Raw genomic sequence first — 24,048 nt, 5'->3', positions numbered from 1 at the left:
RACGGGCCTGTCACCCTGAGCCTGTCGAAGGGTCGCGCGTAGATGCCTTTGCCCACGATGCTTCGACAGGCTCAGCATGACAGCGCTCTTTAGTATATCATTTTCCCTTCAGAACCCCGGATTTTAAAACCCGCAATAACGTTTCTTTTTAAACTAAATATCACCACATAATGCCTTTTAATTTTTACCCGTTTTTAAAGCGATCAATTTTCATGATCTGTGTTGCCGCCTGTGCCGGGGCATCGGCACAGGATATGGTTTACCTCGGCAGTGCCAACCCGCAAACCAGCTGGAAAGTAAAAGCCCAGGCCGAAGTAGGTGCCGATAGCGCCAATATTTACAAACCCGGTTACGATGCAGGCAGTTGGGTTAAAGGCGTGGTACCGGGTACCGTTTTTAATGCCTACGTGGTAGCCGGGCTGGAGAAAGACCCCAACTTTGGCGATAATATTTACAAGGTTGATAAAGCCAAATACGATCGCAACTTTTGGTATCGTACCGAGTTTAATATCCCGGCAAGTTATACCAAAGAAAAGATCTGGTTAAACTTTAAGGGCATCAACCGCAAAGCCGAGATCTACCTGAATGGTAAACAAATTGGTGTTTTGGATGGCTTTATGCAGCGCGGTAATTTTGATGTTACGGGTTTAGTGAGCAAAAGTAGCTCAAACGTTTTAGCCGTATTGGTGTACTGCCCAATTAATCCATTGGTTAATTATGCAAGCCCAACCTATATCCCATCGGCCAGCTGGGATTGGATGCCTTATGTACCGGGATTAAATTCGGGCATAACCGATAAGGTATACCTGAGCAATACGGGCGGCATTACTTTACAGGATCCCTGGATCCGCACCGAATTGCCTACCAATGCAAGGGCCGATGTCTCGATAGCGGTCGGTGTAAAAAACAGCACATCCAAATTTCAAACCGGGGTATTAACAGGCACTATTCAGCCGGGCAATATTGAGTTTTCGCAAAAGGTTTTTGTGGGCGGTAATAGTACTGCGGAGATTAAGCTGGATAAAAAACGCTTTGAGCAGTTAGCCATCAACAGCCCCAAACTATGGTGGCCAAACGGTTATGGCGAACCCAATTTATACACCTGCAAGCTAAGCCTTAAACTGGGCGATGAGGTATCTGATAGCCAGACCATCAAATTCGGCATCAAAAAATATAGTTACGATACCGTAGGCAATGTGCTGCATGTTTTTGTAAACAGTACCAAAGTGTTTTTAAAAGGCGGTAACTGGGGCATGGCCGAGTACATGCTGCGCTGCCGCGGCAACGGGTACGATACCAAGCTAAAGCTGCACCGGGAAATGAACTTTAACATCGTGCGCAACTGGATAGGATCGACCACCGATGATGAATTTTATGATGCCTGCGATAAATACGGTATGATGATATGGGACGATTTTTGGCTCAACTCTATCCCCAACCTGCCCAATGATGTCAATAATTTTAATGTTAACGCCATTGAGAAAATTAAACGTTTCCGCAATCACCCGTCCATAGCCATGTGGTGCGGCGATAACGAAGGCACCCCCATGCCGCCATTAAACGGTTGGCTGGCCGAAGATATCAGCAATTATGATGGGGGCGACAGGCGTTATCAACCCAACTCGCACGCCGGCAGTTTAACCGGCAGCGGCCCCTGGACTAACTTTGACCCCCGTTGGTATTTCAGCCGGTTTCCGAATGGTTTTGGCGGATCGCCGGGCTGGGGCCTGCGTAGCGAGATTGGTACTGCTGTTTTTACCAATTACGACAGCTTTAAAAAATTTATGCCTAAGGACAAGCTCTGGCCCCGTAACGAAATGTGGAACCTGCATTTCTTTGGTCCATCGGCAGGCAATGCCGGGCCGGACAGGTATGATGATGGTATTAACAAACGCTATGGTACAGCAACCGGCATTCAGGATTATTGCCGCAAAGCGCAGCTGCTCAACATCGAAACCAATAAGGCGATGTACGAGGGCTGGGAAGATAACATGTGGGAAGATGCATCGGGCATCATGACCTGGATGAGCCAATCGGCCTACCCATCGCTGGTATGGCAAACATATGATTATTATTACGACCTCACAGGCGCCTACTGGGGAGCCAAAAAAGCATGCGAGCCGCTACACATTCAATGGAACCCGGTAAATAACTCGGTTAAGGTTATTAATACCACAGGCAGTAATGTGAGCGACCTGACAGCCGAAGTGGTGGTTTACAACACCGACGGTAAACCTGTAAGCGATTACTATCAAACCAAAACAATAGATGCTATTGCCAACGCGGCTGTAAACTGCTTTACCATCAACTTTAAAGAAGAGCATACCAACCTGGCATTAAACAAACCTACTGTAGCATCATCGTTTGAAAACATGGAAGCCGTTTTGGCAACCGACGGCAACAGCGGCAGCCGCTGGGCCAGCAGGCAAAACGACAATGAGTGGATTTATGTTGATCTGGGCAGCGAACAGGTAGTGAACGGTGTAAAACTAAACTGGGAAGAAGCTTATGGCAAAGCCTTTAAAATCCAGGTATCCAACGATGCCAAACAATGGCGCGATGTGTATGAAACAGAGGATGGCCACACCGGCGTACAGCAGCTTACTTTTGACGAAACCAAGGCCCGCTATGTTAAAATGCAGGGCATACACCGTGGCTCGGGCTGGGGTTACTCGCTGTGGGATTTTGAAGTGTATGGCGGCGAGCCTAAAAGCAACGGTTTAAGCGAGGTACACTTTATCAAACTAAAACTAACCGATAAAGTAGGTAAACTGATATCTGATAACTTTTACTGGCGTGGCAACAAGCGTACCGATTTTACCGCGCTCAACAACCTGCCCAAAGTAAACCTGAAAATAACCTCGAAAATAACTAAGGCCGATGGCAAATACTATATCAATGCCACTATTACCAACCCGGCATCATCCCCGGCGGCAGCATTTGCTATACGGGCGCAGGCGGTGAGGAAAAGCAACGGCGAGCAGATATTACCGGCCTTGATGAACGATAACTATTTTAGTTTGATGCGGGGCGAGTCGAAAAGCATTAAAATAGAGTTTGATGCCGATGTATTGGGTAACGATAGCCCGGAATTATTGGTACAGCCTTATAACGATCCTATAGAGTAAATGTTAGGCGGGTATCAATCTGGTAAAATCAAACAAAAAATAAATCGATTTAGTATCCTACATTTTCAAACATTTCAATTAATTTACGGCCACCAATCGAAAAACTGATTAATCCTGAATAATGAGCATTCCAGCAAAATTTACCGAACGCAAGTACCTTGTGGTATTAATATTTGTAACCTCCCTGTTTTTAATGTGGGGCGTATCCATGACGCTTGGCGATAGTTTAAATAAACATTTTCAAAACGTATTGCATATATCAAAATCGCGGTCGGCGTATGTTCAGCTATCCATATTTGACGCGTATTTTTTTATGGGTATTCCTGCCGGATTATTTATGAAGCGGTTTGGCTACAAGGCTGGCGTATTAATGGGGCTAAGTTTTTATGCAATAGGCGCTTTCTTGTTTGTTCCGGCCGCAAATTCCGAGTCATTTACCTTTTTTAGGATTGCTTTATTCATATTGGCCTGCGGGATGGCTACTTTAGAAACTGTAGCACATCCATTTATAGCAGCACTTGGTGATCAAAGAACCAGCGACCAACGAATAAATTTTGCTCAGGCTTTTAACGGGGTAGGTGGTGTCATTGGTCCGGTTATTGGCAGCTTGATATTAAAAGGAGGTCAAGAGCATTCTAATGACCTTGTACTTGTAAAATATTTATATATCATCATTGGATTTGTTGTAGCAGCAGTCGCAGTATTTTTTTCTTTTATCAAAATTCCGCCGGTGATAGATCCTCATGTTATTGCCGATGACGCTTATGCAGTAGCTGGGGCCGATGAGGCCGATGTTAAGCTGTTTAAGCAAAAACACTTTCTTTTTGCCGTAGTTGCACAATTATTTAACGTGGCAGCGCAAGGTGGCACCTGGGCATTTTTCATAAATTACGGATCCGAGGTAATGCATTTTTCAGATTCAAAATCGGCATTGTTTTTCTCGGGTAGTATGGTAATGATGATGATAGGCCGCTTTGCAGGCACAGCTTTGATGCGCTTTATTAAACCTTATAAGTTGTTATCTATATTTGCCGGTGCCAATGTCATCATGTGTATAATCGTGGCGCAAGGCTTTGGCTGGCCATCGTTCATCGCATTGCTATTTATCAACTTCTTTTTTAGTATCATGTTCCCTACTATATTTAGTTTAGGACTTAAAGACCTGGGCGCTAAAACGAAACAAGGATCATCATTTATTGTGATGGGCGTTGTTGGCGGTGGTTTATTCCCACTGGCAATGGGCCTTATCGCCAACCACAACGTGGCTACTGCATATTATTTGCCTATTATTTGTTACCTTGTTATATTTGCGTTTGGTTTTAGCTATCCAAAATTAAATAAGCGGTCGGCATAGAGGCCAATTTCATTTGTACTTTTCGGGCAAATCCTTTTCAGTTAATCGATTTACTATCAAAATAAATCGATTAACTTTTGGCTATACTCTTATAATTTAATATATTCCCCGATATTTGAAATAACTAATATAAACGGGTGAAAAAGAAATTATCTATCGTTGATATCGCGAACGCGTTAAACGTATCAAAAACTACGATATCCTTTATTTTAAACGGCCGGGCCCAGGAAAAACGTATAGGTGCCGACCTGGTTGAAAAAGTGATGAAATATGTGGCCGAAGTAGGGTATAAGCCAAACTCCCTGGCCAAAAGTTTACGAACCGGCAAATCAAATACCATTGGGTTGATGGTTGAAGATATCTCCAACCCCTTCTTTGCAAGTATAGCGCGCCTGATTGAAGACCGTGCCTACAAAAACGGCTACAAAATTATTTATTGCAGTACCGATAATGATACCAGCAAAACCCAGGACCTGATTAACATGTTTCGCGACAGGCATGTAGATGGGTATATCATGGCTCCGCCTGAGGGGATAGAAGAGGATATTGAATCGCTGATAAAAGATGGGATGCCCGTGGTTTTGTTCGACAGGCACCTGCCCGGAGTTAAAACCGATATTATTGAGGTTGATAATCTTTTCAGTACCTATAATGCCACCAGGCATTTAATGGATCAGGGATTTAAAAATATAGCCTTTGTAACCTTCGCATCGCACCAAACCCAAATGATGGATAGGGTAAGGGGTTACCAGGACGCTATGAAAAGCAACGGACTTAGGCCAACGATTGTGAAAGAGATCGTCTTTAACCAGGATGAAGAGCAGATTATGGGCCCGCTTCGCGATTTTTTTAAAGGCAATCCCGACGTAGACGCCATCCTTTTCGGCACCAACCATATAGGCACCTGCGGATTAAAGATCATGCATGAAATGGGCCTTAAAGCACCCACGGATATAGCTGTTATCTCCTTTGATGACTACGATGTGTTTAAACTCCACTCGCCGCCTATAACAGCCATAGCGCAACCGGTTGAGGAAATAGCTGATAATGTGATAACCGTGTTGTTAGAAAAGCTTAACGACCGCTCATCATCGCCTAAGCTGCAATCGATTATCCTGAAAACGGATTTAAAAATCAGGAACTCGTCGCTAAAAAACGCCGTCTGAATTTTACCGGCTCACCAACACAAAGGTTTTAAATGAAAGCCTTTGTGTTGGCTTTACGCCTGATTTAAACCGGTGCCGGGTAATTACCCTCTGTATTATGCAGTGGTTTTCCCGTCAAAATATAATTTAATGCTAAAACGATTTATTTTGTTTTTTATGCAGTAAATGTATATTATTGTTCAATCAATCAGATAAACCATAATGAAACTTTTTTTTGTTACCATAGTATTTGCCCTGGGCTTATTGCCGGCAGAGTACGTCCATGCGCAATCGTCGGTTAGCAATGCCGCCCCAAGGCAATGGAATGCAGCCTGGATAGCTTTGCCTGGCGACAATGGCGTAAACTACGGCATTTATTACTTTCGTAAAACCATTGATGTTGCCGGTAAACCCGCAACTTTCATCGTGCACATATCAGCAGATAACCGTTATAAATTGTATGTTAATGGTAAGTTAATATCATTGGGGCCGGCACGGGGCGATACCTATTATTGGAATTATGAAACGGTTGATCTGGCACCATATCTGTCGGCAGGGAAAAACACCATAGCTGCGCTTGTTTGGAATGAGGCCCAATACAGCCCCGCGGCGCAAATAAGCGTACGCACAGGTTTTATTTTACAGGGTAATTCGGCGAAGGAAGAGATATTAAACACCAACAATACCTGGAAATGCATGCGCGATATAGGGCATCAGCCTGTACCAGGGTATTTTTTTGCTGCCAGCAGGGGAGAGATGGTTGATATGCGGCAGGCCGTTAAAGGCGATTGGACGGCCACTGGTTACGATGACAGCGCCTGGTTTGCCGCCGTTAAAGTGGCCGACGGAAGGCTAAAAGGCACAGCCTGGGGCATAGAATGGGCATTGGTGCCATCGTCCCTGCCCCCAAGGGAAATGACCTACCAGCGCCTTGTTCAATTGCGAAGAGCAGATGGTGTAACCGTTGCGCCAGGCTTTCCGGAAAAAAAGACGCCGTTAACCATCCCCGCAAACACTACGGCTACGCTGGTGCTCGATCAAACTTTTGAAACCAATGCCTATGTAACGTTAAATTTTAGCGGCGGCAAGGATGCAGGCATATCGCTCGGTTACGCCGAGTCACTTTACGCAAAAGGCAGCAAGGGCGTTATTAAAGGTAACCGTAATGATGTGGAGGGCAAGGAGTTTGTAGCCAGGATAGACAGCCTGATTGGCGATGGTAGCCAGGGGCAATCCTTCACCACGCTTAATTTTCGCACCTATCGTTACATTAGGCTCATCATACAAACCAAGAACGATCCATTGGTAGTTGATGACCTGTACGGCACTTTTACGGGTTATCCTTTTAAACGCGCATCGGTATTGAATACGGATAATACCGAAATGAAGCAAATGCTGGATATTGGCTGGCGCACCGTAAGGCTTAATGCCTGGGAAACTTATACCGACTGCCCGTATTACGAGCAGTTGCAATACATTGGCGATACACGTATACAGGCCATGATATCGTACTACAACACCAGCGATAACCGGCTGGCGCGCAATGCACTTAACCAGATGGACCATTCGCGCTTACCCGAAGGTGTAACTGCCAGTTGCTATCCATCAAGAGGTACACAGGTGATATCTACGTTTTCGTTATGGTATATCTGTATGCTGCATGATTACTGGATGTACCGTGGCGATAACGATTTTATTAAGAATAAGCTGCAGGGCGAAAGAGGCGTACTCGATTTTTTTAGTAAATACCAACAGGCCGATGGCTCGTTAAAAGACACCCCTTACTGGGCGTTTGTTGACTGGGCCGGTAACATGTGGGGCGAGGTGAAAGGCAAAGATGGCAGCGCCGCTATTTATGACCTGCAACTGCTATGGGCATACCAATGGGCGGCAGAAATGGAAGCCAAAATAGGTTTGCATGACTATGCCGTTTTATACAATAAAAAAGCCGCCCAGCTAAAGGCTACCATACAGCGTAAATACTGGGACGCCGGCAGAAAATTGTATGCCGATACCAGGGAAAGAAAAGGCTTTTCGCAGCATGTTAATGCTTTGGCCATACTTACCGGCACGGTGGGCAACGCCTACATACCTGCGGTGGCGAAAGGATTGCTTAAGGACACCAGTTTAACCCAATGCTCGGTTTACTTTAAATATTACCTTAACCAGGCGCTGGTAAAGGCAGGTTTGGGTAACGATTACATGAACTGGATGGGTATTTACCGCCAGAATATAGCCATGGGCCTTACTACCTGGGCCGAGTATTCTGATGTGAACACTACCCGTTCAGATTGTCACGCCTGGGGAGCAAGCCCCAACATTGAGTTTTTCAGAACGGTTTTAGGTATCGATAGCTATGCGCCGGGTTTTGCCAAAATAAAGATAGAACCGCATTTAGGCACTTTGAAGGATATCAGCGGCGAAATTCCCCATCCAAACGGAAAGGTTTTTGCCGGCTATAAATTTGAAAAGGGCCACTGGCAAATACATGTCAATTTACCGCATACAACCAGCGGCATACTGGTGTGGAAGGCAAAGCAATATATATTAAAAGCGGGCAACAATTCTTTTGTTATTTAATTGATAGGTGAGAAGGGCCTCTAATTTGGGGCTCTTCTTATTCAAACATTTGCAGTGCGCTCCCGCGTACCTAGCGGCTTTTTATATTGCAAGCCTTAATTTCCGGCATCCCACTATAGCCGTGTTCTTCTGCCGTCCGGGCATCCTTTTTACCTGCCGGGTGCGAATTTTCGATCCCGATAAATTATTTACAGCTTTTTGTTCAGGTAACTAAGGGTATAGGCCTGTTTAATGTACTCCCCTATAAATAAGGCAAATCACAAATCCATAAAATTTACAGTTAACCCATGAAAAAAAACTTTACTAAACTTTCTTTGGCCATTATGGTGCTTACGGTACTTTTAAATTCCTGCTCAAAAGTTGCAGATAATTACGATTATAAAAAGATGGCAACGTCGATAGAATTACCTATTGCCGCCCACGCCGGTCCTGCGTCATTCGAAAACGGGGGCTTTAAATATAATATTTCACAGTTTATCAGTTCAACGCCGCAACCATTGGCTACCACTGTGCTGGTGTCGGCAGTAAAGCCTTTAACCAATGCGGTAACGGTTACCATGGCTGTTGACAATTCGGTTGTAACGCAGTTAAATACGTTACACAGGTCGCTTTATATTGCCGATAGTACCGCGGCGGTAGCAAATGCCGGCAGCCTTCCCGATCCGTCTGAATCAAAATACGATACTTATGTACCGCTGCCCGCAGCCGACTTTACCATCCCCAGTAACACCGTTAACATCCCGGCGGGGCAACTGACGGCCAGTTATGTTATTAATGTTACCACTGCAAACCTGGTACTTGGCACAAAATACATGTTGCCTGTTGCCATAAAAGATGCCCAGGGCCAGGCCATCAACTATTATAAAGCGGTATATTATATTATTAATGTAGCCAGCAAATACCAGGGCGATTACACAGCTAACGGCTCAATTGCATTCCCCAACCCGGCCAGCGACAGAACATGGAGCGCACGTGCCAAATCATTAACTACCATTGATGGCAATACTGTACGTTGCGAAGCTGCCGATTTGGGCGGCAGCAATTACTTTATGAATTTGAAAGTCAACAGCGATAATACAGTTACGGTAACATCTGCAGCCGGCGCGGCAAACCAAACCATCCAAAATAATGGCGTTTGCGTTTATGATCCCGCCACCAAAACGTTCACCTTAAACTATAAATATGTTGGCGGAACCGGCGACAGGCGAATTGCCGAAACCATTGCTTTAAACTAAACCAGTTAATAATAAGTTAATAGGCTGCCTTGTGGTATACAAGGTGGCTTTTTTACTTTATGGCCAATTGCAGTTTGTAACCGTGTTGGTATCAACATTAAAAAAACAGGCAAATAAAAGGGGTCTGGAATTTTTTGCAAATATTAAATGTTAAGCTTTTCGCGGTCAACCGATTGGAAAAACAAAAAATATGCGGTATTCTTAACAAATTATTAATAATTTAGGCAATAAGTTTGGTAATACGTAATGAACTCGACCATAGGTTTTGCTGATAATGAGTTGCTCAATCTTCTTGCCGAAGGTAAAGAGTTTGCATTTACTGAAATTTATAACCGCTACTGGAAAAGGCTGGTTGCCCTGGCATATAGCTATACCAAAGATAAATATGCCGCTGAAGAAATTGTACAGGAGGTTTTTTTTAGTTTATGGAACCGCAAAGGCACCCTTAAAATAGAAACCTTAAGCTCATACCTGGCCACGGCAATCAAATTTTCGGTTTTTAAAAGTGTATATACCAGGAACCGGCAAGCCCAGATCATTGACGGGATAGCAAAAACAATGATGGCCGACTTACCCGAAGATTTGGTGCATGCCAAATTTTTAGAAGAGTACGTTAACGGCATAGTTGAGCAATTGCCCGAAAAATGCCGGCAGGTATATAAATACAGCCGCCAGCAAGGCCTGTCGGCCCAGGAAATAGCCGCCGAGATGAATATTGCCGAAAAAACGGTAGAAGCCCACCTTACAAAAGCCCTTAAGGTGCTGCGCTTAAATTTAAAGGAAATTATGCTGCTCATTATTTTCCTTAAGCACCATTAGTGTTAAGTTAATAGTACTAAGTCTTAAGTCAAAAGCCCAATTTATCCTTTTTGACTTAGAACTTAAAACTTTCAACTTCGGAATATCCGTCATTGCATGATTAACATAACACTAATTGTTCACTCACATTGCGCTTAATTACAATCATTTCAATTTGCCTTATGCGTTTACGCTGATTAGCCGCTGCTTTTTTATTTAAAAATGCTTTTTATCACTTTTTTTTAAATGCACTAAGGGTAAATGTCTTTTTAGTGTACTCCCTTTTAATTGCTGCTTAATATGGACGAGCTTTATCAGAAGTACTTAATAAAAAAATACCTTGACGGAACGGCTACACCAGCCGAGCGGGACGAATTGTTGCTGTGGTACCGGGCCAAAGGCGAGGAAGATTTTGAGTGGCCATATGAAAGCCAGCTGGAAGAGGATGAGGCCAAAGCACGGATATTTGACGGTTTACAGCAACGCATAAAGGCCGCCAAAGCTGCCGAACCRACAACAAAAAATTACTTTTATAAAATAGCTGCCGCCGCCTCTGTTATACTGGCCGTTTGCGTAGGGCTGCTTTGGAATAACAGCAGCAAACCAGTAAAGCCGCAAAACAACACCGTATTTACCAAGCCGGGCGAACGCAAAATAATTAACCTGGCAGACGGATCGGTGATTTGGTTGAGTTCCGGAAGCTCGGTTACTTATCCTGTGGCCTTTGTGGGCACAACCAGGGAGATTAGCTTTGAGGGCGAGGCCTTTTTTGATATCGCCAAAGATAAGCACCATCCGTTTATAGTACACACAGGCACAACCAGTACCAGGGTTTTGGGTACCACCTTTAATATCTCGTCATTTAAATCGCATAAAGAAATTGTGGTTGCATTGGTAACAGGTAAGGTTTCATTTACCGATGGTGGTTCGGGTGTTTTACTATCGCCTACTAACATGGTGGTGTATAATAAACTCAAAAAAACAACCAAAGTATTGCCAATTCCTGATTTGGCGGCGGTAATGGGCAGGCGCAACGGGTATTACGAATACCGCAATGTATTGGTGAAGGATATTGCCGAAGATGTGAGCAGAAACTTTAACATGAAAATACAGGTAGTTGGCGACGTGAAGAACACGCTGTTTTTTGGGCGGATAAAGCCGGGTGAAAGTCCTGTGCAGTTTTTAAAGAAAATGGCGCTGGTTGTTCACGCATCGCTCATCAGCAAAGATAATTTATGGATCATTAAAGGAGGAGGAGACATTTGAGTTAAAATTCTTACGCTCTATAAATCAGTAATGCCCCGGGCAAGGGGGCATTGTACTGATAATCAAAAAACGTCATAGTCAAAAGCATTACCCCAATGGATTGGAAGCCCCGGAGGTACCTGCTGTTTTTTTAACATTTTTATTGAAGTGAATATATGAAAATTAATGTATCCCGCAATAGGGGACACAAGTATATGCTTTTTATGAGGATTAGCACAGTAATTATAGCGGTTTTGTGCAGCACAAGTTTATCAATGGCGGCAAGTTTTGCAAAAGGCCAGGATGTACTGAAGAAGCACGTAAGCGTCAATTTAAAAAATATTACATTAAGCAAAGCGCTTGATAATATTTCTGCTGCTTCTGGTGTAAAGTTTACTTACAACGGTACAGTGGCTAATAGTAAAATGAAAATATCGGCAAAAGTATCTAACCAGGAGTTGGGCAAAGTGCTGGATAATGCACTAAAGCAAACACCCTATAAATACACGGTGCTTGGTGATGAGATATTAATAAGGTACGTGGAAATAACCCCCGAACCTATCCAGGCAGTACAGCGTATTTTAACAGGTAAGGTTGTTGACGAAAAAGGCGAACCATTGCCCGGCGTAACCGTAAGGATTAAAGGGACCGACCGTGGCGGTATTACCGATAACAGCGGTAAATACCAGATACAGGTTAATAATGACGCAGAGATTGTGGTGTTTGCATTTATTGGCTATCAAAACCAGGAAATAACGGCGAAGGACAGCAAAGTTATTGATGTTAAAATGGTACCTATGCCGCAAAACGAGTTAAAAGAAGTTGCGGTGGTTGCCTATGGTACACAGCGCAAGGTGAGTTTGGTTGGCGCGCAATCAACAGTTGATGTGGGTGAGCTTAAACAACCGGTTGCAGATATCAGCACGATGCTGGCCGGCCGCCTATCGGGTATTGTTGGTGTTCAGCGCTCGGGCGAACCGGGTAGCAACCAGGCTGATATCTGGATTCGTGGTATATCTACGTTTACCAATAACAACACTGGGCCGCTGGTATTGGTTGATGGTGTTACCCGGTCAATCAATAACCTCGATCCGCAGGATATTCAATCATTTACCATCCTGAAAGATGCCTCCGCAACAGCCGTGTATGGTGTGCGTGGTGCAAACGGCGTTATTTTGGTGCAAACCAAAAGGGGCAAAGTGGGCAAGCCGAAGATAGATGCAGACTATTATGAAGGATTTACCTCATTTACCCGCAAGCCCGAAATGGCCGATGGCATTACTTACATGAATGCTGTAAATGAAGCCAACATCACCAGGGGTGGCGTTGCCAAATACTCGCAGCAGTATATTCAAAACACGCAAAACAATGTAGATCCATTGCTTTATCCCAATATTAACTGGATTGATGCTGTATTTAAAAACACCAGCCGCAACAGGCGGGCCAATGTGAATATGACGGGTGGCGGGCCAAATTCAAGGTATTACATATCTGCAAGTTATTACAACGAGGGCGGGCTTTTAAAAACAGATAAGCTATCTACCTATAATTCAAATATCGATTACAGCCGGTATAACTTTACCAGTAACGTAGATGTTGATATCACCAAAACCACCAAGGTGGCATTAGGCGTTCAGGGCTATGTAGGCAAGGGCAATTATCCTGCAATATCGGCAAGCGATATTTTTGGCCAGGCCATGATCGTATCGCCGGTAGTATTCCCTATTGAGTATCCGGGCGGCTATGTTCCGGGCGTAAACCCTAACGGCGACCAGCGTAACCCTTATGCCGATTTAACCAGGCGCGGATACAGCACAACTTTTACTAACCAACTGTACTCCAACATCAGGCTTACACAGGATTTTGGCTTTTGGCTGCCGGGTTTATCATTCAATACCTTATTTGCGTTTGATGCCAGCAACAGCAACAGTATTTTACGCCAAAAGCGCGAAGATACCTGGTACCCCGACCAAAATACGCCCTATAATGCCGATGGTACTTTAAACCTGGTACGCACGTATACAGGTAACGGAAATTACCTCAGCTACAACGCATCCAGCGGCGGATCAAATAAAATTTATACCGAGTCGTCTTTTAACTATGATCATGCCTTTGGCAAACATCGTGTAGGTGGCTTATTGTTATTTAACCAGGAAGACCGGTCGGATTTTCCTGCCGGTAGTTTTGCTACCTCAATTCCTTACCGCATCCGCAGTTTGGCGGCAAGGGCAACCTATTCATTTGCCGACAGGTATTTTGCCGAGTTTAATGTGGGGTACAACGGATCGGAAAACTTTGCGCCCGAAAAACGTTATGGGTACTTCCCCGCATTTGGTGTGGGATGGCTGGTGTCTGAAGAACACTTTTTTGAGCCTTTAAAGGACGCTATATCGTTCTTCAAATTCCGTTACAGCAACGGTATTGTGGGTAGTGGCGATATTGGTTTAGGCCGTCGTTTCGGTTATCTTACTTTGTTGTCTGATGGCTCATCGGGTTTCACGTACGGTTTGGGCAATACCAACGGTATAAGCGGTATCAGCATAACCGATTATGGGGTTGATGTAAGCTGGTCGCGGTCTCATAAACAAGATCTTGGTTTGGATATCCGCGCCCTGCACGATTCGTTTTCACTTACCTTCGATTTGTTTAAAGAGCACCGTACAGGTATCTTTTTACAAAGGGCTGCGGTACCCGGATATGTTGGTTTGTCATCGTCACCCTACGCCAACCTTGGTATAGTTAATAACAAAGGCTTTGATGCAACCATCGAACAGCGCATTAACGTAGGTAAAGTTGTATTAAATTTACGTGGCAACATCACCTACAATAAAGATGTTGTAATTGAAAACGATCAGCCTACCCCCAAATATCCATGGAATGATCAGCGTGGTCATAACGTGCTGGCAGATTTTGGTTACATAGCCGAAGGTTTGTTTACCACCCAGCAAGAGATAAACAGCAGTGCTACCCCTGGCGCAAAAGCCAGCATTAAACCAGGCGATATCAAATACAAAGATTTAAATAACGATGGTATCATTAACGCTTATGATAAAACAGAAATAAGCAAAGGCGATGTTCCATTCCTTACCTATGGTTTAGGCTTTAACGTAGCTTACAAAGGCTTTAACCTGGGCGCGTTTTTTGTTGGAACCGGGCATGCATCGCGGTATATATCGGGTAATGCTATTCAGCCATTTTCAACCAATGGCGGCATCAGTAACGCCTATGCCAACATCACCGACAGGTGGACAGAAGCAAGCCCGCGCCAGGATGTATTTTATCCCCGCTTAGCTTATGGCGATGGCGACAATACCAACAACACGCAGCATAGCTCATGGTGGGTAAAAGATGTACAGTTTATCCGCCTTAAAACGCTTGATTTTGGTTACACCTTCTCCAAAGCTTCGTTGAGTAAAATTGGCATGAGCAACCCGCGTATTTATATTATGGGTTACAACCTGCTTACCTTCAGTAAGTTTAAACTTTGGGACCCCGAGTTGAATACGGGAAATGGTACTGCATATCCAAATGTTAAAACCATATCATTAGGCCTGAGCGCTCAATTTAATTAACAGAAGTAACATTTAATTCAAGATAATAAAATGAAACGAATTATAGTAGCCTTAACGCTGGCATGTATGTTAACTGTTAGCTCATCATGCAAAAAAGGCTTTTTAGACCAGGTGCCCGATGACAGGCTTACCCTTGATGAAACCTTTAAAAACCGTAATACAGCCGAGAAGTTTTTAGCCAATGTATACTCCGCCATACCCGATGAAGCATCACAACGTTTTCCCGGATCAGACAACAGCATTGGTGAATGGACAGGCGGATCTGACGAAGCGGAGTACGACTGGGGTTTTGTGGCCACCCAAAACATCAACAACGGTAATTACGATGCATCAAGCGGTTTTATAAGCGGTTTTTGGACAACCTATTACCGCGGTATCCGCTCGGCCGGTATCTTTATGGATAATGTAGATAAGGTTTCTGACATGCCCGTCTCGCTAAAAACGCAATACAAAGCCGAAGCAAGGGCGTTAAGGGCCATCTATTACTTTTGGCTGATGCGCATTTACGGCCCTGTTGTTATCACCGGCGATAAAACAATAGCCCCTGATGCTTCATTTGCCGATGTACAATTACCCCGCAACTCGTTTGATGAGTGCGTAACCTATGTTACCACCGAGCTTGACGCTGCCATTGCCGATTTGCCTTTGAAAGCCGCAAATAACAATAACCTTGGCCGTATTAATAAAGCTTTTGCAACCGCAGTAAAATCGCAGGTGTTGTTGTATGCTGCCAGCCCGTTGTTTAATGGCAATACAGACTATGCCGGTATGGTAAATGCCGATGGTAAAAAGCTTATTAACCAAACTTACGATGCCACCAAATGGCAAAAAGCAGCCGATGCGGCAAAGGCTTTCCTTGATCAGTTTGTACCGGGTACGTTTGATTTATACCGCGAAAACGATGCTTCGGGTAACTTTAGCCCATACCTGTCATGCCGTGACGTAATGCTGGTTGATTGGAACAAAGAGATTATTTACGCCCGGATTGATGCCGGTGTAACCAACAGGCAATATGAAACCACACCTTACCACTCCGGATATGCCGATGAGGTGCGGGGAAGCGGTGGCTTAGGCGCTACGCAAACCATGGTTGATGCCTATTTTATGGCAAATGGCCGTTCAATAACCGATAACGGCTCGGGATATGTTACTTCGGGTTTCTCGAATTTTCAGGCCCCCTACGATAGCCAGGCCCGGAGTACCTATAACCAGTGGACAAACCGCGAGCCGCGCTTTTATGTAGGCATTACCTATAACGGCAGCAAATGGCTAAACAGCAATAGCGGTGAGGTTATTACCCAAACCTATAACACCGGTAACTCGGGCAAGCAAACAGGTGGTAATGATTATTCGCCAACGGGCTATATTGTGCGCAAAAACGAGCCGATAGGCGATTGGCGCACAGGCGGCCGCTCGTGGGTAATGTTAAGGCTGGCCGAAATTTATTTGAACTACGCCGAGGCATTAAATGAAGCGTCGCCAGGCAATGCCGATATTTTAAAATATGTTAACCTGATCAGGAACCGTGCAGGCATCCCCGAATACGGTAGCCCAACCCTGCCGGCACCGGCAGGGCAGGCTGCCGTTAGGGAAGCCATCAGGAAAGAGCGCCGTGTGGAGCTTGCTTTTGAAAATACCCGTTTCTTTGATACCCGTCGTTGGAAAATTGCCGAAACAACCGATAACGGTCCGTTTAAGGCGTTAAACATCAGCACCAATCCGCCTGAGTTTTATAACGTGGTAACATTTGAAAACCGTGTTTTTGAAAAAAGGAATTACCTTTACCCCATACCGCAAAATGATGTGGATAGCGATAAGCAATTGGTACAAAATACCGGTTGGTAACCGCACCTAAGATTTTTTCTATACCTATGAATCCGGGGCCGGCTGTAATGGCTGGTCCCATTTTTTAATCCTTGTATCTGCCTTTATATAAGGCCTAGGTGTTTATAAAGTTCTTGTGGTTCTCAATTTCTTGTAAACATTAATTACTGTTAATTTAATAGTACTAAGTCTTAAGGTAAATTTATTCTTTTCTGACTTAGAGCTTAAGACTTTCGACTAAAGACTACCCTTCATTACACTACTATGAAATTTAAAAAAATAATACTGTTGTGCATGTTAATAACAGCAGCCACGGTGCATAATTCATGCGGTAAATCAAAAAACAATGTTGCCCCTGCGCCGGTAACTGTTATTAAACCCGATACCAATAAAATAGGTGCACCGCCTAAAACATGGCAGGAACATTGGTTTGAGCATAAGCTTTTGCTGCACCTGGTTTATTATGATAAAAATACTGCTGTTTATTACGACGATAACATGGAAACGTCGGTTACCTGGCCATATAAAACGATGTCGGCAGTTTGGGCCTATGCCAAAAAAACTTACGGCTTATTTGGCGATTCTACAAAGCTATACTGCGTTTTTCATAAAGGCACCTATGGTGGTGGCCATCCCGCTTCGTATTTTGACGATAGCCACGATTACCGGAATACCATAGATTGCGGCCTTGACGATTGGACAGCGCCTACCGGCCAGCAAATAGGCATGCCCATTCACGAAACCGGGCATATTGTTAGTGGTGCCAGCCACGGCGTTAAAGGTTCTCCGTCTGATGCGCTTTGGGGCGACAGCAAATTTATGGAGATTTACAACTACGATGTGCTCATGAACATTGGTATGAAGGATGAAGCAGGCCGGGTTTATGAACAAATGCAATCGCAGTATGATGATTTCCCGGTGCCGCATGTGCAATGGTTCAAAAACTGGTTCTATCCAATCTATTCCAAATATGGCAAGGCTCAATTACTGAACAAATATTTCGACCTGCTGGCCAAATACTATCCTAAAAATGGTAAAGAATACGCCCACGACCTTAATTGGGGCGAGTTTATCCATTTTTGGAGCGGTGCTGCCGGCGCTAATCTGAAAGCGCAGGCCACCATCGCCTTCGGCTGGAAAGACGAATGGGAAACCCAGTTTAAACAGGCCCAGGTAGACTTTCCGAACCTGAAATATTAAGTGGCCCAGTCCTGGCTGTGCTTCAAACGAGGCCTATAAGCTGCCTGGGTACTTATCCTTTACCGAAATAAAAACAATATTTTAATCAAATGGCGAAATATCGTTACGTATATTTCGCCATTTTTTTTAATTTGTTGATTTTTAGCAACTTATGATTGGGCTCGGATTTTGTAGTTTTGCTATAACAAACTACCTCCAATTTTTTTCCGGATTGTTAAGTTCAATTCGTAACTTAAACGGAGATTGGCGACAATACCTACACTATCATGTTGAAAAAACTACTATTGATCCTATTATTAGTTGCGGGCTCCTTAGCATGTAATGCACAAATAACCAGCAGCACGCGCGCAGATAAAGCCCGGATGACCGGCGACAGCATAATTATAAGTGCACATCCGGAATACGATCAGGTAAGCGGGATCCATCGCTGGCTGTTTGGCGAGAATTTCCGTAAAGACTGGGCCCAACCGGTAAAGTTGCCCATTATCCGGCTATCAAAATTTAAAGGAGGCCTTTCGCCGTTAAAACAGGGTGGGGGGATGGAATCAAAATCGCTGCGGCTGGAAGATAAAGATGGTAAAGAGTGGGTGCTTCGCAGCGTAGAGAAAGCCCCGGATAAACTGCTGCCCGAAAATTTGCAAGGCACTTTTGCTGTTGACTGGATAGGAGATGAGTTTAGTGGCCAGCACCCTTATTCGGCGCTGATTGTGCCGCCGCTGGCCGAAGCCGCTCATGTGCCGCATGCCAACCCTGTAATAGGCGTAGTTGCAGATGATGATGCCCTGGGCCAGTACAGCAAAGTTTTTACCGGCCTGATATGTTTGCTGGAAGAGCGCGAGCCCGCCGGAACGTCAGACAATACCCTTAAAATGGAGAGGGCGCTCAATAAAAGTTATGACAGCAGGATAGATGGCGAAATGTTTTTGCGCGCCCGGATGCTCGATCTGTTGATAGGCGACTGGGACCGTCATGAAGATCAATGGCGATGGGCAGGCGATATCAGTGGTAAACAAAAAGCTTATATACCGGTACCGCGGGATAGGGACCAGGTATTTCACGTTAACCAGGGCTTGTTGCCATCCATTGCCGCGCTACCCTGGATAGATCCTGTTTTGGGTGATTTTACGGCCGATATTCCCAACGTAAAGTATTCTATCTTCAAAACAAAATTCTTGAATGGCATACCCGATGTACAGTTTACCTATGCGCAATGGATGAATATTGTTAATGATTTTGTTAAGGCCGAAACAGACGACGTTTTGGAGGCTGGCCTAAAATTGCTCCCTAAAGAAAATTACCGGTTACGGCATGCCGAACTGCTGGCGATACTAAAAAAACGCAGGGATAACATTCCGGCGGCTATGAGCCAGTATTTTTATTTTATAAACCGGATTGTTGATATTCATGTAACCAATAAAGACGAACTGCTCACTATCACCGGTGCCCCGGATAAAACCCTGCGGGTTAAAATTGATAAGCTTAATAAAAGCGACGATGTAAAAGGATCATATATGGATATAGCCTATGATCCGGCCGTTACTGAGGAGATCAGGATTTATGTTTCGGGGGGTGATGATCATATTGTGGTTGATAACAGTACATCGCCTATAAAATTAAGGTTTGTTGATAGTACCGGCCATAAAACTTACGATATCAAAAACTCGGTAAGTACCATACCTGTTTACGGCTCAAAAGATAGTATTACTTTCACCGGCAAAACCAATCGTTTAAGCAACCGCTTGTCGGCCGATACCAATGCCACCAGGTTTAGGCCAACTAATTTATATAACGTTTGGATGCCGCTGGCAACAGCCGCAATTAATGCCGATGATGGCTTTCTGTTAGGATTGGGCTTTAAGTATACAGGGTATGATGGTTTTCGTAAGCTGCCATATGCTACCCGGCAACAGTTGCTGATTAGCCACGCATTTGCCACCAACGCGTTTAGGGCTAATTACAGCGGCGAATGGTCGCAGGTTGTTGGCAAAGCCGATTTTGTAATGAAAGCCAATATCCTGGCGCCCGATAATACCACCAACTTTTTTGGCCGCGGAAATGAAACCGTATTGGTTAAAAACGAGGGATATCGTAAATATTACAGGGCGAGGTTTAATACCCTTGAATTTGATGCCGCTTTGCGCTGGCAAACCGGTAAAGGGAGCTTTTTAAGTGCAGGCCCGTCTGCCCAGTTTTATCACTATAACCCCGACGATAATGCAGGCAGGTTTATTTCGCAGCCATCACTCATCAATTCTTATGATAGTACAAGCGTAAATAAAAACAAATTTCACCTGGGTTTGATGCTGAATTTTACCAGCAATAAACGCAATAACAACGTATTGCCATTTAAAGGGTATTATTTTGAAGTTACTTTGGCGGGTTATGAAGGGCTTAACACCTATTCAAAGGCGTTTGTACAAATTAAACCCGAGTTTACGTACTACGTGCCACTGGATGCCAAAGGAAATATCGTACTATCCGACCGCGTAGGCGGAGGCATCAGCTTTGGCAAACCGGCCTTTTATCAATCCATGTTCCTGGGTGGCCAGGGGAACCTTTTAGGATACCTGCAAAACAGGTTTGCGGGCCAAAATATGTTTTTCAATAACCTGCAAAGCAGGGTAAAAATTGCCGATATAGCCAGTTATATTTTACCGGGACAATTGGGCATCACCGGTTTTTACGATACAGGCCGGGTATGGATCAGTGGCGAACATTCTGATAAATGGCACACAGGCGCAGGCGGAGGTCTCTATTTTGCACCCGCAAGCCTAACGGTATTGCAGCTGCTTGCGGGCCATTCAGACGAAGGCTGGTACCCTTATATCTCGCTTAATTTCAGGTTGTAGGTATAGTGTTAACGAAAATGTCATTTCGATAGATCCTGGGATGGAAAAGAGCGGGGCGCTTAAGAGATAGCTTCTCCTCACCCCCTTCACCCAATCCATCGTCGGTTCCTTTGAAATGACATCGTTTTTGTTTAGTGATATACTTCTAAAAATTGTATACACAAAGTAGATGACCGCGGAGGCAGTTTCTTGATACTATGTACTTGATACTTGCTACTAACTCACTACCTCATAAATCTCCACCGGTTTCGCTTTGTTCTTCAACGTCACTTCGCCAATTTTTTTGAGCTCGAAAGATTCTTTGGCTTTTTGATAAACCTCTTCGGTAACAACAATCTGGTTGGCCTTGGCTACACCTTGAAGGCGTTGGGCCAGGTTTACGGCATCGCCAATTACGGTATAATCAAGGCGCTTCAGGGAGGCAGAACCAATGTTGCCTGATATCATTTCGCCGGAGTTGATGCCGATGGATACATCGGGTTTAAATGTTTTATCGCCGTAAACTATGGTTTCGGTGCTGTGCATTTTTTCGCGTACGGCAAGGGCTGCATCAATGGCACGGTCAAGGTGGTACTCTCCGCGGAAAACAGCCATCACAGCATCGCCCATAAACTTATCTATATGGCCGGTTTGCGCTATAATTTCCTGCACCATCATATCAAAAAGCTTGTTTATTAAACTTACAACGGCATTGGCCGGTACATGTTCGGATATAGCCGTGAAGCCGCAGATATCGATGAATAAAACAGTGGCATCAACAGTTTCGTTGCTCAGCAGGCTTGTTTCAAACTCCTTATGGGTCATAAAGTTAAGCACGTTCTCATCAACATACATTCTCAGAATGTTATTCTCTTTAATGGCCTGCATGGTTTTTTTCAACTCCAGCACATGCATCAAAGTTTTTTCGATGGTGATATCCAGGTCGTCGAAATTTACCGGTTTAACCACAAAGTCAAATGCGCCGCGGTTCATGGCAGTGCGGATATTATCCATATCGCTGTAGGCCGATACCATTACAGCTTTTAAAATAGGGTTGGCTTCGGGCAGTTTGGTAAGCAGTGTAAGGCCGTCCATTTCGGGCATATTGATATCACTCAAAATCATATCAATCTCCGGGTCTTCGGCAAGTTTTACCAGCGCTTCAAAACCATTGTGGGCAAATACAAAATCGTATACTTTTTCACGGATCTTTTTCCTGAATTTTTGTTTTATCAATAATTCCAGGTCCAATTCATCATCAACCACCAGTATTTTGGCCATTATTGTTCTATGTGTTTTAGTTTTTCTTTTAAATTATTAAAATCAAGGGGCTTGGTTAAAAAGTCATTAGCGCCCAGTTCCATCGATCTTTGGTAGTTTTCATCATCGCCATAAGCGGTAATCATCATGACCACCGGTGGCGGTTTTTCGTAGGTATGCCTTATTTTGTCAAGCAATTCTAACCCTGTCATGCCAGGCATGTTAATATCAGACAGGATCAGGATCACTTCAGAATGATTAATTGCCAAAAATGACATGGCTTCCTCGCCCGATTGCGCGAAATTAAATTCGATTTCGCCATTTTTTATCTCTTTGCGAAAGCGTTGCAAAAACAATGGTTGTACATCAGCCTCGTCATCAACAACAAGTATTTTCATAGTTTTATTCTCGTTTCAAATTTAGGTTTTGTATTGATTTAACAGGCAGCTAAAACGCGATTATTGCGGCTGTTTTGCCATTAATTAGCTTTTACATCCGGAATAGTGATAATAAACCTGGCAAACTCACCTTCGGCCGTTTCTACCTTCAAATCGCCGCCATGCCCTTTTGTAATGATATCATAACTCATGGATAGGCCAAGGCCGGTTCCCTGCCCGGTTGGTTTGGTGGTAAAAAATGGCTGGTATATTTTGTCCAATACCTTTTGAGGGATGCCCGTACCATTATCGCTTACGGTAATTTCAACAGCGTTTGCCAATTTTTTGGTAACCACGGTTACAGTTGGCTCGTAGCCGGCAATATTTTGCTTTTTCTTTTCGGCTACTGAGTAAAACGAATTGTTAAACAGGTTTAGTAATACCCGCCCCAGATCCTGCGGAATGGCATCAATTTTACCAATGTTTTCATCGAAACTGGTTTTCATGCCGGCGTTAAACATTTTGTCTTTGGCCCGTAAACCATGGTAGCTTAAGCGCAGGTATTCATCGGCAAGCGCATTAATATCGGTTGGCTCTTTTTTACCTGTAGTAGTACGTGAGTGCTGCAGCATCCCTTTTACTATGGCATCAGCGCGTTTGCCGTGTTGGTTTATTTTGGTTAGATTTTGGGTAATATCGCTTATAATATCATCCGCTTCCTGTTTAATATCGTCGGGCAGCTTGCTTAGCACCTCATCTTTAAGTTCGTCCAGTAATTCAATACTCACTTCGCTAAAGTTATTTACAAAATTAAGCGGGTTTTGAATTTCATGGGCTATACCTGCGGTAAGCTCGCCCAGCGATGCCATTTTTTCCTGCTGTACCAGTTGCGCCTGCGTGCTTCTCAGTTCGGATAGGGCGTGCTGCAGTTCTTCCTTCTGGTTGGTTAGTTCGGCGGTACGTTGCTTTACTTCGCTTTCCAGGTTAACTTTCATGGCAGCCATCATGCGGTTTTGTTCTTCTTCATTGCGGCGCTTTATTCGTTCTGTTTCAAGTGCTTTGGCTTGTTTGCGGTTTATCCACCACATGGCAAAAAGCCAGAGAACCGTAAAGTTTATAAAGTTTTGAAAAAGTTCATCGTGATCCTCATGAAATTGGGGTACAACCAGTAATATAAGGTCGCTAACAATAACAGCAGCAGCAAAAGGAAGCACCCAGTTAATGATAGATCTGTTTTCTTTAAATTCAGGTCTTGTAAAAGGCAATGAAATTAGCCAGACCAATGTTGCGTGGCCTACCCACCTGATGAGTCCTTCTTTTTCAAGAAAAATGCTTCCCATCATTATGGCTATTGCGCCATACAATACATACAAAAGATATTTATCCCATTCGCTAACGATGCCCCGGTCTTTTAAACTTTTACGCAGTTGGGTTGTAAGAAAAATGGTGACAGCGGGTTCTACTCCTATCATAAAGAATCAAATTTTCAATTTGCGCCCAAT

At 44.1% G+C, this 24,048-nt stretch carries 14 protein-coding genes; 11 read left to right on the top strand and 3 right to left on the bottom strand.

Features of this window, described 5'->3' with window-relative positions; translation table 11 throughout:
- Positions 1-170 precede the first annotated feature (170 nt).
- The 11 genes from AC1DU2_RS24005 (at position 171) to AC1DU2_RS23955 (ending at position 20,930) form a co-directional block, all read left to right on the top strand.
- Positions 171-3,128, top strand: coding sequence for a galactose-binding domain-containing protein (locus tag AC1DU2_RS24005; protein WP_477387485.1), 2,958 nt, complete (start codon positions 171-173; stop codon positions 3,126-3,128).
- 121 nt (positions 3,129-3,249) lie between these two features.
- The gene (gene fucP / locus AC1DU2_RS24000) at positions 3,250-4,482 is read left to right on the top strand and encodes an L-fucose:H+ symporter permease (RefSeq protein WP_477387483.1); all 1,233 of its coding nucleotides are present in this window, start codon (positions 3,250-3,252) and stop codon (positions 4,480-4,482) included.
- A 137-nt stretch (positions 4,483-4,619) separates the two neighbouring features.
- Positions 4,620-5,648, top strand: a complete 1,029-nt coding sequence (locus AC1DU2_RS23995; protein ID WP_477361276.1) for a LacI family DNA-binding transcriptional regulator — start codon at positions 4,620-4,622, stop codon at positions 5,646-5,648.
- Between the two features lie 201 nt (positions 5,649-5,849).
- Positions 5,850-8,207 carry an alpha-L-rhamnosidase-related protein gene (locus AC1DU2_RS23990; RefSeq protein ID WP_477387481.1) on the top strand — a complete coding sequence of 786 codons (2,358 nt, stop codon included), beginning with the start codon at positions 5,850-5,852 and terminating at the stop codon, positions 8,205-8,207.
- A gap of 287 nt (positions 8,208-8,494) precedes the next feature.
- Positions 8,495-9,442 carry a BT_3987 domain-containing protein gene (locus tag AC1DU2_RS23985; RefSeq protein WP_477387479.1) on the top strand — a complete coding sequence of 316 codons (948 nt, stop codon included), beginning with the start codon at positions 8,495-8,497 and terminating at the stop codon, positions 9,440-9,442.
- A 246-nt stretch (positions 9,443-9,688) separates the two neighbouring features.
- Positions 9,689-10,261: an RNA polymerase sigma-70 factor gene (locus AC1DU2_RS23980; protein WP_477387477.1), complete on the top strand. Its 573-nt coding sequence runs from the start codon at positions 9,689-9,691 to the stop codon at positions 10,259-10,261.
- A gap of 279 nt (positions 10,262-10,540) precedes the next feature.
- Positions 10,541-11,506 carry a FecR family protein gene (locus AC1DU2_RS23975; protein ID WP_477387475.1) on the top strand — a complete coding sequence of 322 codons (966 nt, stop codon included), beginning with the start codon at positions 10,541-10,543 and terminating at the stop codon, positions 11,504-11,506.
- Positions 11,507-11,709: 203 nt separating this feature from the next.
- Positions 11,710-15,057 (top strand): SusC/RagA family TonB-linked outer membrane protein, encoded by a 3,348-nt coding sequence (locus AC1DU2_RS23970; RefSeq protein ID WP_477387473.1) that lies wholly within the window; start codon positions 11,710-11,712, stop codon positions 15,055-15,057.
- Positions 15,058-15,087: 30 nt separating this feature from the next.
- Positions 15,088-16,902, top strand: coding sequence for a RagB/SusD family nutrient uptake outer membrane protein (locus AC1DU2_RS23965; RefSeq protein WP_477387471.1), 1,815 nt, complete (start codon positions 15,088-15,090; stop codon positions 16,900-16,902).
- A gap of 243 nt (positions 16,903-17,145) precedes the next feature.
- Positions 17,146-18,081: a hypothetical protein gene (locus AC1DU2_RS23960; protein WP_477387469.1), complete on the top strand. Its 936-nt coding sequence runs from the start codon at positions 17,146-17,148 to the stop codon at positions 18,079-18,081.
- A gap of 266 nt (positions 18,082-18,347) precedes the next feature.
- Complete coding sequence (locus tag AC1DU2_RS23955) at positions 18,348-20,930, top strand: BamA/TamA family outer membrane protein (protein ID WP_477387467.1); 2,583 nt, start codon at positions 18,348-18,350, stop codon at positions 20,928-20,930.
- Between the two features lie 216 nt (positions 20,931-21,146).
- Here the strand turns inward: AC1DU2_RS23955 and AC1DU2_RS23950 are convergent, their stop codons facing one another.
- The 3 genes from AC1DU2_RS23950 to AC1DU2_RS23940 all read right to left on the bottom strand — a co-directional run bounded on the left by AC1DU2_RS23950 (position 21,147) and on the right by AC1DU2_RS23940 (position 24,018).
- Positions 21,147-22,190: an adenylate/guanylate cyclase domain-containing protein gene (locus tag AC1DU2_RS23950; RefSeq protein ID WP_477361258.1), complete on the bottom strand. Its 1,044-nt coding sequence runs from the start codon at positions 22,188-22,190 to the stop codon at positions 21,147-21,149.
- Positions 22,190-22,567, bottom strand: coding sequence for a response regulator (locus AC1DU2_RS23945; RefSeq protein WP_477361256.1), 378 nt, complete (start codon positions 22,565-22,567; stop codon positions 22,190-22,192). The genes AC1DU2_RS23950 and AC1DU2_RS23945 overlap by 1 nt, the downstream gene beginning before the upstream one ends.
- Positions 22,568-22,647: 80 nt before the next feature.
- Positions 22,648-24,018, bottom strand: a complete 1,371-nt coding sequence (locus AC1DU2_RS23940; protein WP_477387465.1) for a sensor histidine kinase — start codon at positions 24,016-24,018, stop codon at positions 22,648-22,650.
- Positions 24,019-24,048 lie beyond the last annotated feature (30 nt).

The sequence above is a fragment of the Mucilaginibacter sp. P4_C11 genome (assembly GCF_056402115.1).
This window is presented reverse-complemented; position numbering and strand designations above follow the sequence as displayed.

What these genes read in the sequence shown, in the direction of transcription:
- AC1DU2_RS23970 (WP_477387473.1), top strand. Translation starts at nt 11,710, where the DNA reads ATGAGGATTAGCACAGTAATTATAGCGGTTTTGTGCAGCACAAGTTTA.
- AC1DU2_RS23960 (WP_477387469.1), top strand. Translation starts at nt 17,146, where the DNA reads ATGAAATTTAAAAAAATAATACTGTTGTGCATGTTAATAACAGCAGCC.
- AC1DU2_RS23955 (WP_477387467.1), top strand. Translation starts at nt 18,348, where the DNA reads ATGTTGAAAAAACTACTATTGATCCTATTATTAGTTGCGGGCTCCTTA.
- fucP (WP_477387483.1), top strand. Translation starts at nt 3,250, where the DNA reads ATGAGCATTCCAGCAAAATTTACCGAACGCAAGTACCTTGTGGTATTA.
- AC1DU2_RS23945 (WP_477361256.1), bottom strand. Translation starts at nt 22,567, where the DNA reads ATGAAAATACTTGTTGTTGATGACGAGGCTGATGTACAACCATTGTTT.
- AC1DU2_RS23980 (WP_477387477.1), top strand. Translation starts at nt 9,689, where the DNA reads ATGAACTCGACCATAGGTTTTGCTGATAATGAGTTGCTCAATCTTCTT.
- AC1DU2_RS24005 (WP_477387485.1), top strand. Translation starts at nt 171, where the DNA reads ATGCCTTTTAATTTTTACCCGTTTTTAAAGCGATCAATTTTCATGATC.
- AC1DU2_RS23950 (WP_477361258.1), bottom strand. Translation starts at nt 22,190, where the DNA reads ATGGCCAAAATACTGGTGGTTGATGATGAATTGGACCTGGAATTATTG.
- AC1DU2_RS23940 (WP_477387465.1), bottom strand. Translation starts at nt 24,018, where the DNA reads ATGATAGGAGTAGAACCCGCTGTCACCATTTTTCTTACAACCCAACTG.
- AC1DU2_RS23985 (WP_477387479.1), top strand. Translation starts at nt 8,495, where the DNA reads ATGAAAAAAAACTTTACTAAACTTTCTTTGGCCATTATGGTGCTTACG.
- AC1DU2_RS23990 (WP_477387481.1), top strand. Translation starts at nt 5,850, where the DNA reads ATGAAACTTTTTTTTGTTACCATAGTATTTGCCCTGGGCTTATTGCCG.
- AC1DU2_RS23965 (WP_477387471.1), top strand. Translation starts at nt 15,088, where the DNA reads ATGAAACGAATTATAGTAGCCTTAACGCTGGCATGTATGTTAACTGTT.